Origin of the sequence: Kocuria coralli, assembly GCF_008831305.1 — a bacterium.
In the GTDB taxonomy this organism is placed as follows: domain Bacteria; phylum Actinomycetota; class Actinomycetes; order Actinomycetales; family Micrococcaceae; genus Kocuria; species Kocuria coralli.
In genome coordinates, this window is record NZ_ML708616.1 from 153,640 (window position 1) to 169,729 (window position 16,090).

Annotated in this window: 14 protein-coding genes and 1 pseudogene; 2 read left to right on the plus strand and 13 right to left on the minus strand. The window is 69.6% G+C overall.

What is annotated here, in order from left to right:
• Positions 1-12: 12 nt before the first annotated feature.
• From FCK90_RS07805 to FCK90_RS15725, 9 genes and pseudogenes are all read right to left on the minus strand, one after another.
• Positions 13-2,169: a fumarate reductase/succinate dehydrogenase flavoprotein subunit gene (locus FCK90_RS07805; protein ID WP_246180081.1), complete on the minus strand. Its 2,157-nt coding sequence runs from the start codon at positions 2,167-2,169 to the stop codon at positions 13-15.
• On the minus strand, positions 2,166-2,909 hold the full coding sequence (locus FCK90_RS07810) for a succinate dehydrogenase cytochrome b subunit (RefSeq protein WP_158033734.1): 744 nt from the start codon (positions 2,907-2,909) through the stop codon (positions 2,166-2,168). Before FCK90_RS07810 ends, FCK90_RS07805 begins: the two co-directional genes overlap by 4 nt.
• Positions 2,910-3,061: 152 nt before the next feature.
• Positions 3,062-3,577 (minus strand): GNAT family N-acetyltransferase, encoded by a 516-nt coding sequence (locus tag FCK90_RS07815; RefSeq protein ID WP_158033735.1) that lies wholly within the window; start codon positions 3,575-3,577, stop codon positions 3,062-3,064.
• Between the two features lie 36 nt (positions 3,578-3,613).
• Entirely contained in the window at positions 3,614-5,917 is a 2,304-nt protein-coding gene (purL, locus tag FCK90_RS07820; protein ID WP_158033736.1) for a phosphoribosylformylglycinamidine synthase subunit PurL, read from the minus strand.
• Complete coding sequence (purQ, locus tag FCK90_RS07825; RefSeq protein ID WP_158033737.1) at positions 5,914-6,744, minus strand: phosphoribosylformylglycinamidine synthase subunit PurQ; 831 nt, start codon at positions 6,742-6,744, stop codon at positions 5,914-5,916. The genes purL and purQ overlap by 4 nt, the downstream gene beginning before the upstream one ends.
• Before the next feature lie 4 nt (positions 6,745-6,748).
• The gene (gene purS, locus FCK90_RS07830; RefSeq protein WP_158033738.1) at positions 6,749-7,009 is read right to left on the minus strand and encodes a phosphoribosylformylglycinamidine synthase subunit PurS; all 261 of its coding nucleotides are present in this window, start codon (positions 7,007-7,009) and stop codon (positions 6,749-6,751) included.
• A gap of 171 nt (positions 7,010-7,180) precedes the next feature.
• Entirely contained in the window at positions 7,181-7,837 is a 657-nt protein-coding gene (locus FCK90_RS07835; RefSeq protein WP_158033739.1) for a response regulator, read from the minus strand.
• Positions 7,834-9,168 (minus strand): sensor histidine kinase, encoded by a 1,335-nt coding sequence (locus FCK90_RS07840; RefSeq protein WP_246180082.1) that lies wholly within the window; start codon positions 9,166-9,168, stop codon positions 7,834-7,836. The genes FCK90_RS07835 and FCK90_RS07840 overlap by 4 nt, the downstream gene beginning before the upstream one ends.
• Before the next feature lie 79 nt (positions 9,169-9,247).
• Positions 9,248-9,604 (minus strand): annotated as a pseudogene (locus FCK90_RS15725) (sensor histidine kinase); the annotation flags it as partial.
• Positions 9,605-9,802: 198 nt separating this feature from the next.
• Here FCK90_RS15725 and FCK90_RS07845 point away from each other — a divergent pair.
• Together FCK90_RS07845 and FCK90_RS07850 are read left to right on the plus strand one after the other, a co-directional pair.
• Entirely contained in the window at positions 9,803-11,248 is a 1,446-nt protein-coding gene (locus tag FCK90_RS07845; RefSeq protein WP_158033740.1) for a CitMHS family transporter, read from the plus strand.
• Positions 11,249-11,257: 9 nt separating this feature from the next.
• The gene (locus tag FCK90_RS07850; RefSeq protein ID WP_158033741.1) at positions 11,258-11,725 is read left to right on the plus strand and encodes a universal stress protein; all 468 of its coding nucleotides are present in this window, start codon (positions 11,258-11,260) and stop codon (positions 11,723-11,725) included.
• Here FCK90_RS07850 and FCK90_RS07855 read toward each other — a convergent pair.
• From FCK90_RS07855 to recR, 4 genes are all read right to left on the minus strand, one after another.
• On the minus strand, positions 11,649-12,806 hold the full coding sequence (locus tag FCK90_RS07855; protein WP_181954239.1) for a lipid II:glycine glycyltransferase FemX: 1,158 nt from the start codon (positions 12,804-12,806) through the stop codon (positions 11,649-11,651). The genes FCK90_RS07850 and FCK90_RS07855 overlap by 77 nt on opposite strands.
• A 100-nt stretch (positions 12,807-12,906) precedes the next feature.
• Positions 12,907-13,848 carry a 3-methyladenine DNA glycosylase gene (locus FCK90_RS07860; RefSeq protein ID WP_158033743.1) on the minus strand — a complete coding sequence of 314 codons (942 nt, stop codon included), beginning with the start codon at positions 13,846-13,848 and terminating at the stop codon, positions 12,907-12,909.
• A 9-nt stretch (positions 13,849-13,857) separates the two neighbouring features.
• Positions 13,858-15,150 (minus strand): aspartate kinase, encoded by a 1,293-nt coding sequence (locus FCK90_RS07865; RefSeq protein WP_158033744.1) that lies wholly within the window; start codon positions 15,148-15,150, stop codon positions 13,858-13,860.
• A 260-nt stretch (positions 15,151-15,410) separates the two neighbouring features.
• A complete protein-coding gene (gene recR / locus FCK90_RS07870) occupies positions 15,411-16,007 on the minus strand; it encodes a recombination mediator RecR (RefSeq protein WP_158033745.1) in 597 nt (198 codons plus the stop codon).
• Positions 16,008-16,090 lie beyond the last annotated feature (83 nt).

A 16,090-nucleotide genomic window follows, 5' to 3' on the forward strand; every position in this document is an offset into this window, starting at 1 on the left:
GCCCGCGGGGCCTCAGGCGTAGTTCCTGGTCTGAAGCGGCACGGCCCGGAAGTCCAGCGGCTCGACGTGGCGGACCGGCTTGCCGGGGTGGACGTCCCGGCCCGGGGTGTGCTCCCAGGCCGAGACGAAGCACCAGCCGTCGTCATCGCGCAGTGCCTCGCCGTCGGCGGTCTGGGACTCCTCCCGGAAATGCGCGCCGCAGGACTCCTGGCGGTCCAGGGCGTCCAGGCACATCAGCTCGGCCATCTCCAGGTAGTCCGCGATCCGCCCCGCCCGCTCGAGCTCCTGGTTGAGCTGCCGGCCCGTTCCGGGAACCCGCAGATCCGACCAGAACTGGCCGCGGAGCTCCCGGATCCTCTCGAGCGCGTCCTTCAGGCCGGCCTCGGTGCGGGCCACCCCGCAGCCGGAGTAGAGGATCTCGCCGAGCTCCCGATGGAAATGATCGGCGCCACGCGTGCCGCCGATGGACAGCAGCCTCTCCGTGCGCTCGCGGACCTCTGCCATGGTCTCCTGCACGGCGGGGTGGTCCAGGCTCAAGGGGGCCTCGCCCAGGTGACCGGCCAGGAAGTCCGGTATCGAGTACGGCAGCGTGAACCAGCCGTCCACGCAGGCCGACAGCAGGGAATTGGCCCCCAGCCGGTTCGCGCCGTGGTATCCCCATCCGGCTTCCCCGCCCACGAACAGCCCATCGATCGAGGTCATCATGTCGTAGTCGCTCCACAGCCCGCCCATGGCGAAGTGGGCGCCGGGGGCGATGCGCATGGGCTCGGTGTAGGGGTCCTCGCCGGTCGCGTCGAAGTACATCTCGAACAGGTTGCCGTAGCGCTCTTCGATGGTCTTCCTGCCCAGGCGTCCGATGGCGTCGCGGAAGTCCAGGTACACGCTGTTGCGCAGTGGTCCCACACCACGGCCGGCTTCGATCTCCTCGCGAGCGGCCCGGGAGGAGATGTCGCGCGGGGAGAGATTGCCGTAGGAGGGGTACTTCCGCTCGAGGTAGTAGTCCCGCTCGTCCTCGGGGATCTGGTTCGCGGGCCGCTCGTCACCGGACTTCTTCGGCACCCAGATGCGGCCGTCGTTGCGCAGGGACTCGCTCATGAGCGTGGTCTTGGACTGCCAGTGGGAGCTCACCGGCAAGGCGGTGGGATGGAACTGGATGTACGACGGCGAGGCGAAGTACGCGCCGCGCCGATGGGCCCGCCAGGCCGCGGTCACGTTCGAGTTGTGCGCCAGCGTGGAGCGGAAGTACACATTGCCGTAGCCGCCGGTGCACAGCACGACCGCGTGGGCCGTCTCGGCCTCGATCTCACCGGAGTACAGGTCGCGGACGACGACGCCCCTGGCCCGTCCGTCGTCGACGATCAGGTCCAGCACCTCGCGGTGCGTGCGCAGGTCCACGGTGCCCAGGCCCACCTGGCGCTGGAGCGACCGGGAGGCGGCGACCTGCAGCTGCTGGCCGGTCTGGCCGCGGGTGTAATAGGTCCGGGAGACCTGCACGCCGCCGAAGGAGCGGGTGCGCAGCTCACCCCCGTACTCGCGTGCGAAGGGCGCCCCGATCGCGTCCATGTGGTCGATCACCCGCACGGACTCCTCGCCCAGGCGGAAGCAGTCGGCCTCCCGGGCGCGGAAGTCACCGCCCTTGACGGTGTCCTTGACGAAGCGCTCGAGGGAGTCGTTGTCCACCTTCCTGGCCCGGGCCGAGTTGATCCCGCCCTGCGCGGCCACGGAGTGCGCCCGGCGCGCGGCGTCGTGGAAGGTGTAGGAGACCACGTTGTAGCCGAGCTCGCCGAGGGCGGCGGCGCAGCCGGCTCCCGCGAGCCCGGTTCCGACCACGATCACCTTGAACTTGCGGCGGTTCAGCGGGCTGATGAGCTTGTACTCGAGCTTGCGCCGTGCCCAGGCGGTGAGGGGGTCCCCGTCGGGGATGTTGCCGTCCAGGGGCTCTCCGGCGTAACCGACGAAACCCTCCGCGCCACGGGTCCCGTGGTTCGCGGGCGGCTCCGTGCGGTCGCGCGAGGCGTCGTGGCCGCGTGCCGGGGGGTCCGGCGTCCCAGCGGGATCCCCTTGTGCCGCGGCGGGGTCGGGGGTGTCGGTCTGGGGCTTGGACACGGCCTCGGAGTCGGGCCCGAAGGTGGAACGGATCCGGTCGCCGATTCTGCGGAACGTGTTCACTGGAGCACTCCTGTCAGGACGGCCACGGGGATGGTGATATTGCCCAGGGCGACGATCAGCCCGAACAGGAGCCCGCCGGCGGCAAGCGCGGAGAACACCCGGGGCCGCACGCCCACCCCGAGGTCGACCACGGCGCTGACCACCCCGTGGGCCAGGTGGAGCGCCAGGCATGCCATGGCCACGATGTAGAACAGGGCCACCGGCCACCGGCCGAAGGACGCGACCAGGTTGGCGTAGGCGTGGGAGACCTCGTGGGTCGCGGCCTGGAACTCATCGGGTCCGGCGGGGGCCGCGCCCAGCGTGAGGTCCAGGATGTGGAAGACGATGAAGAGCAGCAGCACGACGCCGGTGACCATCATGGTGCGAGCGGCGAAGACGTCCAGGCCGAGGCCGCGCCGCCTCCAGCGTCCGCGTGCCACGGCACCGCGCCGGCGCAGGAGCACCGCGCAGTAGACGTGGGCCACCAGGCAGGCGAGCAGGACCACGCGCATGATCCAGAGCAGGCCCTCGTAGGGCAGGACGGGGTAGAAGGCCACCCGCAGCCAGTGGGCGTAGGAGTTGAAGGCCTCCTCGCCCTGGTAGATCTTCAGGTTGCCGATCATGTGGACCAGGACGAAGATCGCGAAGACGGCGCCGGTCACGGCCATGATCAGCTTGGCGTACACGGAAGGAAGGCCGCCGTGCCCGGCCTTCGGCGGCCCGGAGGCCTTGGACGACCGGGACTGGACGGGCGTGGACATGGCGGCTCCTGGCATGAGATGCGGGCGCCGGCTCGATCCGGGGCGGTCGGGGAATCCCGGCGACCGTATTCAGCCTAGGAAAGGGCTCTCGCAGCACGAAACCAGTTGCACGGTTGCCAGCCGCGGGGCGGGCTCACCGGGTGACCACCCGTTCAGGAGCGGAAGCGACGGTATTCGCTCTCCGGCCCCACGGTGTCCGTGCGTTCGAAACCCGCGTCCCCGAGGAGGGCCTCGATATGCGCGTTGTCCTGGGGTACGGAGGCGCGAACGACCGTGACCTCCGGATTCTCGAAGGCCAGGTCGACCAGCGGCTGCAGGCCCTCCGAGGCGTAGCCGCGCCGCCGCCGGCTGGGCGCGAGGAACCCCACGATCTCCAGGGCGCCGTCGATCGGCGCGGCGGCGAACCCCGTGGAGCCGATGACCAGGCCGGTGTCGATCTCCACGCAGGCCAGCGGGGAGTACATCGTCTCCATGAAGAAGAAACCGCCGGAACGCGCGATGTCCTTGAGCTGGTCGACCGATTCCGGAATGGGAAACCCGTTCGCGAAATGCTCCAGGCTCACGCCGTCGACCACCGCCTCGATCTCGGCGGTCGTGAAGGGACGCATCAGGAGCCGGTCGGTCCGCACCTCGCGGGCCTCCGGATATTCTTGGAGGTTTTCGTTCACGGTTATCTCGACCTTCTTGCGCGGCTGACCGGCGGGTCAGCCGAAGAACCTGGGGAGGGTGGACTCATGGGCCTCACGGAGTTCCGGCAGGGGAATCCTCGCCGCGCCCATGAGGTCGAGGGCGTCGCTGACCACGTCGACGACGCCGATGCGCGCGTACGGATAGTCGCGCATGGTGCACATGTCCTTGAAGCGGACCTCCTCCGAACGCGGGACGGAGACCACGGCCCGTCCCTGAGACTCGGAGAACAGCATGGTGAACTCGTCCACGCCGTCGCGGTCGGCCACCTCGCCCAGGCCGATCCGGGCGCCGATGCCGAAGCGCAGGCACATCTCGGACAGGGTCGCGGCCAGGCCGCCCTCGGAGACGTCGTGGGCGGAGTCGATCATGCCGTCGCGTGACATGTTGATCAGCAGCTCGCCCAGCAGCTTCTCCCGGGCCAGATCCACTGCGGGGGGCTGCCCGCCCAGATGGCCGCGCAGGCGCGCCCACTCGGAGCCGTCCAGCTCGGCCGCGGTGCTGCCCAGCAGGTAGATCGCCTGCCCGTCGGCGCTCGCGTCCCAGCCCGAGGGGGTACGACGGCGGACGTCGTCGAGCACGCCCATCAGCGCCACCACGGGCGTGGGGTGAATCGCCTCCTCGCCGGTCTGGTTGTACAGGGAGACGTTGCCGCCGGTCACGGGCACGCCGATCTCCAGGCACCCGTCGGCCAGCCCGCGGACCGCCTCGGCGAACTGCCACATCACCTCGGGGTCCTCCGGGGAGCCGAAGTTCAGGCAGTCCGAGACCGCGACAGGGCGCGCGCCGGAGGTGGCCACGTTGCGGTAGGCCTCGGCCAGGGCCAGCTGGGCGCCTGCGTACGGGTCCAGGTAGGCGTAGCGGCCGTTGCAGTCGGTGGACAGCGCGACCCCCAGCCCGGTCTGCTCGTCCACGCGGATCACGCCGGCGTCATCGGGCATGGCCATGGCGGTGTTGCCCTGGACGTAGCGGTCGTACTGATCGGTCACCCAGTCCCTGGAGCACAGGTTGGGGGAGGCCATGAGCTCGAGGACGGCCTCCTTGAGCCGTTCGCCCGCGGGCCGGCCGGTATCCGCGGCGGAGCCGGTGAAGTGGTCGGCCTGGATCTCGTCCTGCCGTTCCGGGCGGTGGTACGGGCGCTCGTAGACGGGACCGTCGTGGGCGACCGTGCGGGGATCGACGTCGACGATGACCTCGCCCTGCCAGTCGATGATCAGGCGCCCCGTGTCGGTGACCTCGCCGATCCAGGAGTACTCGACCTCCCACTTCTCCAGGACGGCCTCGAAATCCTCGGTCTTGGCGGGATCCACGACGGCCATCATCCGCTCCTGGGACTCCGACATCAGGATCTCCCCGGGGGTCAGGGAGGGGTCGCGCAGGAGCACGGAGGACAGGTCCACGTGCATGCCGCCGTCGCCGTTGGAGGCCAGCTCGGAGGTCGCGCAGGAGATGCCCGCCGCCCCCAGGTCCTGGATGCCCTCGACCAGGCTCGCATGGAAGAGCTCGAGGCAGCACTCGATGAGCACCTTCTCCGCGAACGGGTCGCCGACCTGCACGGCCGGGCGCTTGGAGGGCTTGGAGTCGTCGAAGGACTCGGAGGCCAGCACCGAGGCGCCGCCGATGCCGTCCCCGCCGGTGCGGGCGCCGAAGAGCACCACCTTGTTGCCCGTGCCCGAGGCGTTGGCCAGGCGCAGGTCCTCGTGCCGCAGGACCCCGACGGCCAGCGCGTTGACCAGGGGGTTGGCCTGGTAGCAGGGATCGAACTCGACCTCGCCGCCGATGTTCGGCAGCCCGAGGCAGTTGCCGTAGCCGCCGACCCCGGCGACGATCCCGTGCACCACCCGCTGGGTGTCCGGGTGCTCGATCGCCCCGAAACGCAGCGGGTCCATCACGGCCACCGGGCGGGCGCCCATGGAGATGATGTCGCGCACGATGCCGCCCACGCCCGTGGCGGCGCCCTGGTAGGGCTCCACGTACGAGGGGTGGTTGTGCGACTCGATCTTGAAGGTCACGGCCCAGCCGTCGCCGATGTCGGTCACGCCGGCGTTCTCGCCCATGCCGACCATCAGGTCCTTGGTCATCTCCTCGGAGACCTTCTCGCCGAACTGGCGCAGATGGGTCTTGGAGGACTTGTAGGAGCAGTGCTCGGACCACATGACCGAGTACATGGCCAGCTCGGCCGCGGTGGGACGCCGTCCCAGGATCTCCACGACCCGCTCGAACTCCTCCTTCTTCAGGCCGAGCTCGGCCCAGGGGAGCTCCGTGTCCGGGGTCTGCGCGGCATGCTCGACCGTGTCCAGGTGGAACTGCTGCTCGCTCATGCGCGGGTGCCTCCGTCTGTTGTTGCCGAACCGGCTGACGATCCGTTGACCAGTGCGTTCAGGGCCGAGGTGAACAGTCCGAGCCCATCGGTGCCGTCCCCCTTGGCCACGGGGCCGGAGCCGGTGGAGTCGGGGCCGAAGCCGGGCTCGACCGCGTGCTCGGGGTGCGGCATCAGGCCCACGACGTTGCCGCGGGCGTTCGTCACGCCCGCGATGTCGTTCAGGGAGCCGTTGGGGTTGCGCCCCAGATACCGGAACACCACCCGACCCTCCGCTTCGAGCCGCTCCAGCGTCACCTGGTCGCACACGTACTGGCCGTCGTTGTTCTTCAGCGGCACCACGATCTCCTGGCCCGCGGTGAAGTCGCCGGTCCAGGCGGTGGAGGCGTTCTCGACTCGCAGCCGCTGGTCGCGGCACACGAACTTCAGGTGGTCGTTGCGGATCATCGAGCCGGGCAGGAGGTGGGCCTCCGTGAGGATCTGGAAGCCGTTGCAGATCCCGAGCACCGGCAGGCCGCCGTCGTCGCCGGCGGCGTCGACGATCCGTGCCATGAGGGGCGCGAACCGCGAGATGGCGCCGGCGCGCAGGTAGTCGCCGTAGGAGAAACCGCCGGGCAGGACCACGGCGTCGACTCGCTGGAGGTCGTCGTCGGCGTGCCACAGGCGTACCGCGGTGCCACCGGCGAGCTCGATGGCGCGGGCGGCGTCACGGTCGTCGAGGGTGCCGGGGAAGGTCACGATGCCGACCCGCACGTCCTTCAACGCCGGATCGGCGCCGGGGGCGGAGAGGTCGGCGACCAGGGGGGTCTCGAAGGTGTTGGCGCTCAAGGGATCAGGCCTCGACGTCGTCGATCACGCTGACGTTCACCACGTCCTCGATGACCGGGTTGGAGAGCATCGTCTCCGCGGCCTCCCGGGCGGTGGCCAGGATCTCGTCCGTGACCTCGCCGTCCACCTCGAGCTCGAAGCGCTTGCCCTGCCGGACTCCTGAGAACACCGTGACCCCCTGGTGGGGGAGGGCCCGCACGATGGCCTTTCCCTGCGGGTCGAGAATTTCCGGTTTGGGCATGACGTCTACAACGATGCGGGCCACGAGCGCTCCTGGGGAGGATAGTGCGGATGGGTCCGTGGCGCGGCCCAGTGAGCACTGTGCATGCCCTCTGACCGGGCGACGGACGAACAGCCAGAGTCTATCCCGGAGGATGATGGCACCGTTAAAAGGCGCATCGGGGGCAGCACCCCGGCTACCCCCGATGACCGGGGCTCATGACTGGGCGCGGTAGAGATGCTCGGGCCGGCCGGTGCTGCCGTAGCGCAGGGTCACGACGACGGCCCGCTGCTCGGCCAGCCGTGCCAGGTGGCGCTGGGCGGTGGCCCTGGAGACCCCCGCTGACTCTCCCACCTCCGCTGCGGTCAGCGACCGTCCGGAGGAGTGCAGGGTCTCGAGGACGCGTGCCGTGGTGGTGTTCACGGCGCTCTCGCCGTCGGCGACGGTCCCCGACGTGTCGTAAAAGCTGCGCAGCGAGCGATCCAGATCTCCCTGGGACAGCTTGGCCCTGTCCCAGATCCGGCGCAGCCGGGCATAGCGGCGCAGGAATGCGGCCAGGTACTCCGGCTCGAAGGGCTTGAAGATATACGTCAGCGCCCCCGCGGCCAGTGCCTGCCTCACGGCCGCAGCCTCCGTGACGGCCGAGAGCACGACGGCGTCCACGGGGAACTCCCCGACGAGCTCGATCCCGGAACCGTCGGGCAGCACCTGGTCCGCCAGCAGGAGGTCCGCACCCTCGCCCGCCAGCACGGCTCGCGCGGATCGCAGGTCGCGAACCGGTTCCAGGGCCTCGAACCCGGGGACGTTGTTGACGTATTCGCGATGCAGCCGGCCGACGTAGACGTCGTCGTCCAGGATCAGGACCTTGATCACGGTTGCTCCTCGGGGACCGGGGTGTCATGTTCCAGGACGTCGCGCAGGTGGATGCCGAAACTCGCGCCTCCGAGGCGCTCGTCGTGGGCGGCGATCACCCACACCCGGCCGCCGCGGCGCTGCGCGACTCGGCGGCAAAGGGCCAGTCCGATGCCGTGCCCGTGCTCCTGCTGGTGCCGTTCGCCCCATGGCGGCCGTTGCCCGGGCGATGGCGTCTCCCCCCTGCCGGTCACGCCTTCGGTGAAGATCTCGGAGGTGTTCATGTCCTCGTCGATTCCCGGGCCCGTGTCCGTGACCACGCCATGCAGATCCTCCCCCTCGCTGAGCAGATGGAGTTCGACGAGGCCGCCGGACGGCTCCAGCGGGAGCTGCCCGGCTCCGGCGGCCGTATCCTCGGAACGGTTCTGGAGCGCGGCGCGGATCGCGTTGTCGATGAGGTTGCCGAGGATCAGGGTCACGTCCTCCGGCTCGGAGATCCGGTTGAGCACCAGGGAGTCCGGCGCCACGCGCAGGGTGATTCCGGCTTCCGCGCTCACGGTCCCCTTGGCCTCCAGCAGCGCCCGGAGGTAGGCGTCGGTGATCAGCTCGAGGCCTTCGACCGGCGCCGCGACGGGCCCCCGGCGCAGGATGGCGCCCATATAGCTGACGGCCTCGTCGGTGGCCCCCGTGGTCACCAGCCCCATCACGGTGTGCAGGCGGTTGGCGAACTCATGGCGCTGGGCTCGCAGAGCCTGGGCCATGGCGGTCACGGATTCGAGCTGCTCCGCCATGGTCAGGACTTGCGTCTCGTCCTGGACGGTGACGACGGCGCCCACGGAGACGTCCCCGCGTCGCACCGCGACGGCGGTCACCAGCAGGATCCGATCTCCCAGAGCTACGCGGCGGCGCTCCGGAGCGCTGGAGGAATCGCCGAGCGGTGAGCGCGGCAGGACCCGGTCGACCATGGCGCGGATCTCCGCGGGGACCGGGCCGGCATCGTCGTCCCCGGACCAGCCGAGCAGCTCCCGGGCCCGCTGATTGCTGAGGGTGACCCGGGCGTCCTGGGCGAACCCCAGGACGCCGTCGTCGAGTCCGTAGAGCACCGCTTCCTGATGCCTGACCATGTTCGCGAGCTCCTCCGGCCCGACCTGCAAGGTGGCGCGGTCGAGCCTGCGTACCAGCGCCAGGGAGACGAGGGCGCCGACGGCCAGGGCCGCCACGGCCACGGCGGCGACCGCGAGGATCTCGTGGCGGATGTCCTGGCCCAGGACGGAGGCCTGGATGCCGACCGAGACCAGCCCGACCACGCGACCGTCGTCGTCGCTGGAGTAGACGGGGACCTTGGCCCGCACGGTGTACCCCCGGGGTTCCGGCCTCCTGGGTGACCTCCTCGTGGCCGGCCAGCGCGCGGTCCGGCGAGGTGGAGACATGTCCTCCGATGAGCGCGGCGTCCGGGTGGGCCAGGCGGATGCCGTGGTCGTCGGTGACGACCACGAACTGCACGCCCGCACGGTCGCGGATGTGCATCGCCTGGTCCTGGATCGGGCCGTCGCGATACTCGGAGGGATCGGGGTCCCCGGTGTCCGACGCCGCCGTGACCTCCTGCCGTACCTGCGGATCCTCGGCGAGCGTCCGGGCCGTGGCCAGAGCCCGCGACTCGTTGGCCGCGGTGACCGCCCGCGCGCCCAGCCAGGCGAACGTCCCCCCGGCCAGCGCGAGCACCAGCACGATCACCGCCAGCTGGCTCAGCAGCACCTGGCGGCTGAAGGATCGCGGCTTGGAGAACATGGGCACAGCGTAGTGCGCACCACAATCTTGAGCACAATGCGCAAAAAGGGCAGATCAAGCAGAACGCGGACTGTGCGCACAAGCGCGCGGACCGGTGCCGGTGCTCCCTAGGGTGTAGCGCGAATCACATCGAATCCCCGGAGCGCCGGCCCGTGAGGCCACCCGGAGCGCCAGCCCGCAACCAGAAGGAGAGACGTCGTGACCGTCGTTCTCGGCTTCGCCATGATCATCGTCTTCATGACGCTGATCATGACCAAGAAGCTCTCACCCATCCTGGCCCTGATCCTGATCCCCACCATCTTCGGCCTGTTCGCCGGGGCGGGCCTGGGTATCGGCGACATGGTCATGGAGGCCATCGAGTCGATGTCCTCGACCGCGGCGCTGCTGCTGTTCGCGATCATCTACTTCGGGATCATGATCGACGTCGGCCTGTTCGACAAGCTGGTCGAGTTCATCCTGCGCATCGCCGGTCAGGATCCGCTCAAGGTGGTACTGGGCACCGCCCTGCTGACCGGAGCCGTCTCTCTGGACGGGGACGGCTCCACCACCTTCATCGTGGTCACGGCGGCCATGCTGCCCATCTACCGGAGGCTGCAGATGTCTCCGGTGGTGCTGACCTGCGTGGCGGGCCTGATCAACGGAACGCTCAATATCGTCCCCTGGGGCGGCCCCACGGCGCGGGCGGCATCGGCGCTGCACCTGGATGCCAACTCCATCTTCGCGCCCATGATCCCGTCCCTGGCGGCGGGCCTGGCCCTGAGCCTGGTGTTCAGCTACTTCATGGGGCTCTCCGAACGGCGCCGACTGGCCAGGAAGGGCGTGGCGTGGGTCAAAGGGGCACGGGCGGCGGAGCCCGGGCCGGACTCCGGGCAGCCGCTCACCGGAGTCGCGGCCGGGCCCTCGGCGGGCGGACCCGCCACTCAGGCGCTGACCATCAACAGGACGGGCACCCAGACCGCGGAGGAGGACGAGACCACCGGGCACTCCCTGACGGACACTGCCCTGGACCCCGACCGTCCCACGCTGCGCCCGCATCTGTTCTGGTTCAACCTGGCACTGACCGCCGCGATCATGGTGCTGTTGATCATCGACATCCTGCCCCTGCCGTACCTGTTCATGATCGGCACGGTGCTCGCGCTGATGGTGAACTTCCGGTCCATCCGTGAACAGCACGAGGAACTGGCGGCGCATGCGTCGTCGGTGATCACCGTGGTCGCCATGGTCATGGCTGCGGGGGTGCTGACCGGCGTGATGAGCGGAACCGGGATGGTGGACGGGATGGCCCAGTGGCTCGTGGATGTCATCCCCGCCTCCTGGGGTCCGTACATGGCCGTGATCACGGGTGTGCTGTCGATCCCGATGACCTTCTTCATGAGCAACGACGCCTTCTACTACGGCATTCTGCCGGTCCTGACGGAGACGGCGGCCCACTACGGAGTGCCCGCCGTGGACATGGCGCGTGCCTCGATCACCGGTCAGCCCGTCCACCTGCAGTCGCCGCTGGTGCCGGCGATCCTGCTGCTGGTCTCCCTGGCCGGGGTGGAGCTGGGCGATCACCACAGGAAGGTCCTCTGGCGAGCCCTCGCCGTGTCGCTGGTGATGCTCGTGGTGGGCGTCCTGGTCGGCGTCATCGCCTTCGGATAAGGAGCAGTCATGACGAATCTGTACTCACGGCCGGCCCGGGACCGGCAGCAGCCCTCCCTGCGGGTGTCCGCATCCGAGGGGATCGACAGCGCCGAGCGCACCGTCGTCCTGGCCCACCGGTCGGAGGCGGGGCCCAGGGTGCTGGGCGAGGCGATCAAAGCCGCGCGGCGCGAGCGCGCCGCACTGCGGGTGGTCCACTTCGCCCGCGACATGACGGCCGGGCCCTCCATGGGCGAAGAGGCGATCGAGGAGATCAAGGCCCTGTCTCGGAGCATCATGGCCGAGGGCCTAGAGTTCGAGATCCAGCGGGCCTCCGACGCGGTGGCCGACCAGGTCCTGGAGCTGGCCAGGGATCATGGCGCCGAGCTGATCGTCCTGGCCGCCCGGCGCCGGTCCCCCGTCATGAAGCTGTTCCTGGGCTCCAGCGCGCAGCGGATCCTGCTCGAGGCCGACTGCCCGGTTCTGACCGTGCGGTGATCGGGGTGGCGACGCGCAGGCCGCTGCGACGCACGGTCCGCACGCCTCGCCGGAGGGCGCTGATCGAGCGGACCAGCTTGTAGGCGGCTGGTGAGACGGGGAGGTCCCAGGCCCCGGCGTGCTCCACGACGTAGCCGCCGAAGGAGGCCTTGAAGCGGCTGAAGCCGGCCCACGGGTGCTGCGGATCGTCGGTGGGCGCGATGCCGTAGAGATCCGCCACCTGCACGCCGTACCGCCTGGCGTCCAGGATCGCGGTGATGACCGCCGACTGGTGCGCGCGGAGCCTGCTGAAGCGCCGGTCCGTCGCGCCGTGGGCGAAGACGCGGATGCCGCCGCCGTCGAGGGTCAGGATCGCGCTGATCACCCGCCCGTCGTGCCTGGCCAGGAACAGGGCGCCGTGGCCCTCCGGCAGGACGGCCTCGGCCAGCGCCGTGAGCTGGCCGGGCTCTTGCGCGGTGAAGCCGCTGCGGGCGGCGGTCGTGGACATGAGTTCCGCGAGGTACCCGATATCGGCCGGATCGCGGCTGATCCCGACGGAGATGCCCCGCTGGGCGGTGCTGCGGTAGACGGTGCGGTTGGTCCCGGTCATATCGCCCAGGACCTCCTCCGCGGGCCGGGCCAGGTCGATGCAGCGCGTCCGGCGGGGCTGGAGGTCGGCCAGGGCCGGCCGGAAGCCCGCCCGGGAGAGCATGGCGCGTTGCCGGGACACCTCCGCCTGCGGGGTGGGAGCGGACCAGGAGCGCAGGACCTGGGGCTCCACCCGCAGGAACAGGGCGCCGGACTCGCTGGCGACCGTGCGGGCCCACTCCAGGCCGTCGAGGAAACCGTGCTCCGTGCGGGCGACCGGCCCGTAGGGAACGTAGAGGTAACTGCCCACGGCGCGCTGCTCCAGAATCGCCAGTGCGTGCCACCCCGGGCCCTGCCCGGTGAAAGCCGGTTTCCCCCGGAGACGGCTGACCTTCTTCCACACCGCTGTCTGCAGCGGGGAATGCAGCCCGGGGCGCGAGCCGGGGATCGCTGACCCGCGCGGGTCAGCGGGAACGTCGTGCAGAGCTGCGATCGGGCGAGGCGCGGATGCCATCATGTGCCGCCTGGGAGGTCATCAGGCCCTGGCCGCGGTGCGCGGTCGGGCGGAGAAGTCCCCTCGATCGTAAGCTAACTGTTTCGAAAAGTGAAATACTCTACTGGGGTCCAGAGGAGAGCAGGGCGGTGGTGCATTCCAGCAGCCGTTCGCGGATCGGCCGGGCCCGCTCCGCGAAGGATTTCTGCCGGCGCACGTACTCGGCTTTGCCCTGCGGCGTCTCCACGGCCACCACCCCGTATCCCCAGTCGCTGAGGTCGTAGGGCGATGCCTCCATGTCCGTGGCCCGCACCTCCACCGCCAGCGCGAAGGCGTCGGCGATGAGCTGGGAGGGGACCGCCGGGTAGAGCTTGTAGGCCCACTTGTAGAGGTCCATGGTCGCGTGCAGGCAGCCGGGCTGCTCCAGCTCCCGCTGCGTCTCGCGCGTGGGCTGAAGCTCGTTCCTGGGGGCCGCCTCCGGTGCGAAGAACCGGAACGCGTCGATGTGGGTGCACTTGAGCTTGTGGGATTCGACGACGGCGTCCGTGCCCTCGGACCCGAGCCTCAAGGGCAGCTGCTCGTGACGTACCCCGTGCACGGCGGCCCGGTAGGCCATGGCCCATTCGTGCAGGCCGAAGCAGCCGAAGACGCCGGGACGCCCGGCGGTCCGCCGGACGAGCATGTCCACGAACTGCACGGCGGATCCTCTGGCGGAGAGGAAGGCCCGGAGGTCCAGGGTGACCGCGCCCTCGTCGTCCGCGATGCCCAGCGCAGCGGCCTCGTCACCCTCCAGGGTGCGCCAGAACTTCCGGCCGGAGAACTCCGCGGCGCCGTCGAGCAGGACCACGCCGGCCCCCGGGGTCCAGCGCTCGAGCTTGCCCGGGGAGAAGGAGTAATAGGTGAACAGGAAGTCGTCGACCGGGTGCTTCAGCCCCCGGTTGCGGCGCTCACGGAACGGTTCCGTCCAGTCCTGGACCCGCTGCAGATGGGCGCTCTGGGCTTGACGCCACTGCTCCGGGCGGAGGACCGGGGCAGTGGCGTCGAGCCGGAGCGCAGAGGACACTACGGGCGGTCAGCGCCCGGTGCCCGCGTAGACCGTGGCGTCCTGGTTGGAGTCCAGGTTGAAGGCGGTGTGCACGGCGCGGACGGCGTCGTCGAGGCGATCGGCCGAGGTGATCACGGAGATGCGGACCTCCGAGGTGGAGATCATGTCGATGTTGATGTCGTTGGCGGCCAGGGCGTCGAAGAAGGTGAAGGAGACGCCCGGGTTGGACTTCATGCCCGCGCCCACGAGGGAGAGCTTGCCGACCTTGTCGTCGTACTCCAGGCCGGCGTAGCCGATCTTCTCCTCGGCGGCGCGCAGCAGGTTCACGGCCAGCTCGCCCTGGGTCTCGGGCAGGGTCACGGAGAGGTCGGTGGTGGGCTCGTCGGCCACGGAGACGTTCTGCACGATCATGTCCACGTTGACCTTGGCGTCGGCCAGGAGCCGGAAGATGCGGGAGGCGATGCCCGGGCGGTCGGGGACCCCCACCACGGTGATCTTGACCTGGTTGCGGTCGTGGGCGATGCCTGCGATCAGAGGCTGTTCCAAGGGGATCTCCTTCGTGGACATGGAGACGGTGGTGTCATCGGGGCTGGGGATCACCCAGGTGCCTTCGGCCCGGGTGAAGGACGAGCGAACGTGCAGTTTCACGCCGAAGCGGCGCGCGTACTCGACGCAGCGCAGGTGCAGGATCTTGGCGCCGTTGGCGGCCATCTCGAGCATCTCCTCGCTGGAGATCTGATCGAGCTTGTGGGCCTTCGGGGCGATGCGGGGATCGGCGGTGAACACCCCGTCGACGTCCGAGTAGATCTCGCACACGTCTGCGTTCAGCGCGGCGGCCAGGGCGACGGCGGTCGTGTCGGACCCGCCGCGGCCGAGCGTGGTGATGTCCTTGGTCTGGCGGTTGACGCCTTGGAAGCCCGCGATGATCGCGATATTGCCGGCGTCGATCGACTCCTGGATGCGGAACGGCGTCACCTCGACCAGGGAAGCCATGCCGTGGTCGCCGTCGGTGATCATGCCCGCCTGTGAGCCGGTGAAGGACTGCGCGGGCGCGCCGAGATCGTTGATGGCGATGGCCAGCAGCGACATGGAGATCCGCTCCCCGGAGGTGAGGAGCATGTCCATCTCGCGGGCCGGAGGATGAGACGAGACCTCGTTGGCCAGGTCGATCAGTTCATCTGTGGTGTCGCCCATGGCCGAGACCACCACGACGACGTCGTGTCCGGCGTTCTTGGTCTCGACGATCCGGCGTGCGACGCGGCGGACGCTGGCCGCATCCGCGACCGATGATCCGCCGAACTTCTGCACGATCAAGCTCATGTGCTCTGGCTCCCCAGGTCTTGCGCTGTTCTCTGGTACCTGATGTCGGCACGCGTATCGCATGCCGGCGCTTTCAACGCTCGATCTATCGTAGCGGCGCGAACCGGCACCGCCGTCCAGTCCGCTCCCGGCCAACGGTCAAGATCATCGCCCATCGGCCTTGATCGGGCATCGGATCGACCGCTCATCCGGTACCGGGCGGTTCAGCGGCCACTCGCTGGTCGTGAGCGGCACCGTGACCCCTCGACGACGACGGCGCTTCAGCTCACGATCGTGCGGCCCTCGAAAGCGCGGCCGAGAGTCACCTCGTCGGCGTATTCCAGGTCGCCGCCCACGGGCAGCCCGGACGCCAGGCGGGTGACCTTGATGCCCAGGGTGGAGAGCATGCGGGCCAGATACGTCGCGGTGGCCTCTCCCTCGAGGTTGGGATCCGTGGCCAGCACGATCTCCTCGACCGATTCGTCGGACAGCCGGGTCATGAGCTCGCGGACACGCAGCTGATCCGGCCCGATGCCCGCGATCGGATTGATGGACCCGCCGAGCACGTGGTACAGGCCGCGGTAGGACTTGGTGCGCTCGATGGCCATCACGTCCTTGGACTCCTCGACCACGCAGATCACGGTCTGGTCCCGCCGGGAGTCCCGGCAGATGGCGCATTCCTCCTGCTCGGCCACGTTGCCGCAGATCCGGCAGTGCTTGACCCGTTCCTTGACGGCGGTCATGGCATCGGAGAGGCGCTGGACGTCCTCCTTGTCGGCGTCCAGCAGGAAGAACGCGATGCGCTGGGCGGACTTGGGGCCGACGCCGGGCAGACGGCCCAGCTCGTCGATCAGGTCCTGGACGGCACCTTCGTACACGGATCACTCACTTAGCTCGATGGATGCCTGCGATGGCAAGGGTCGGAGAAGGTCTGAGGAGATGGCGGGGTCACGGGGGGGCC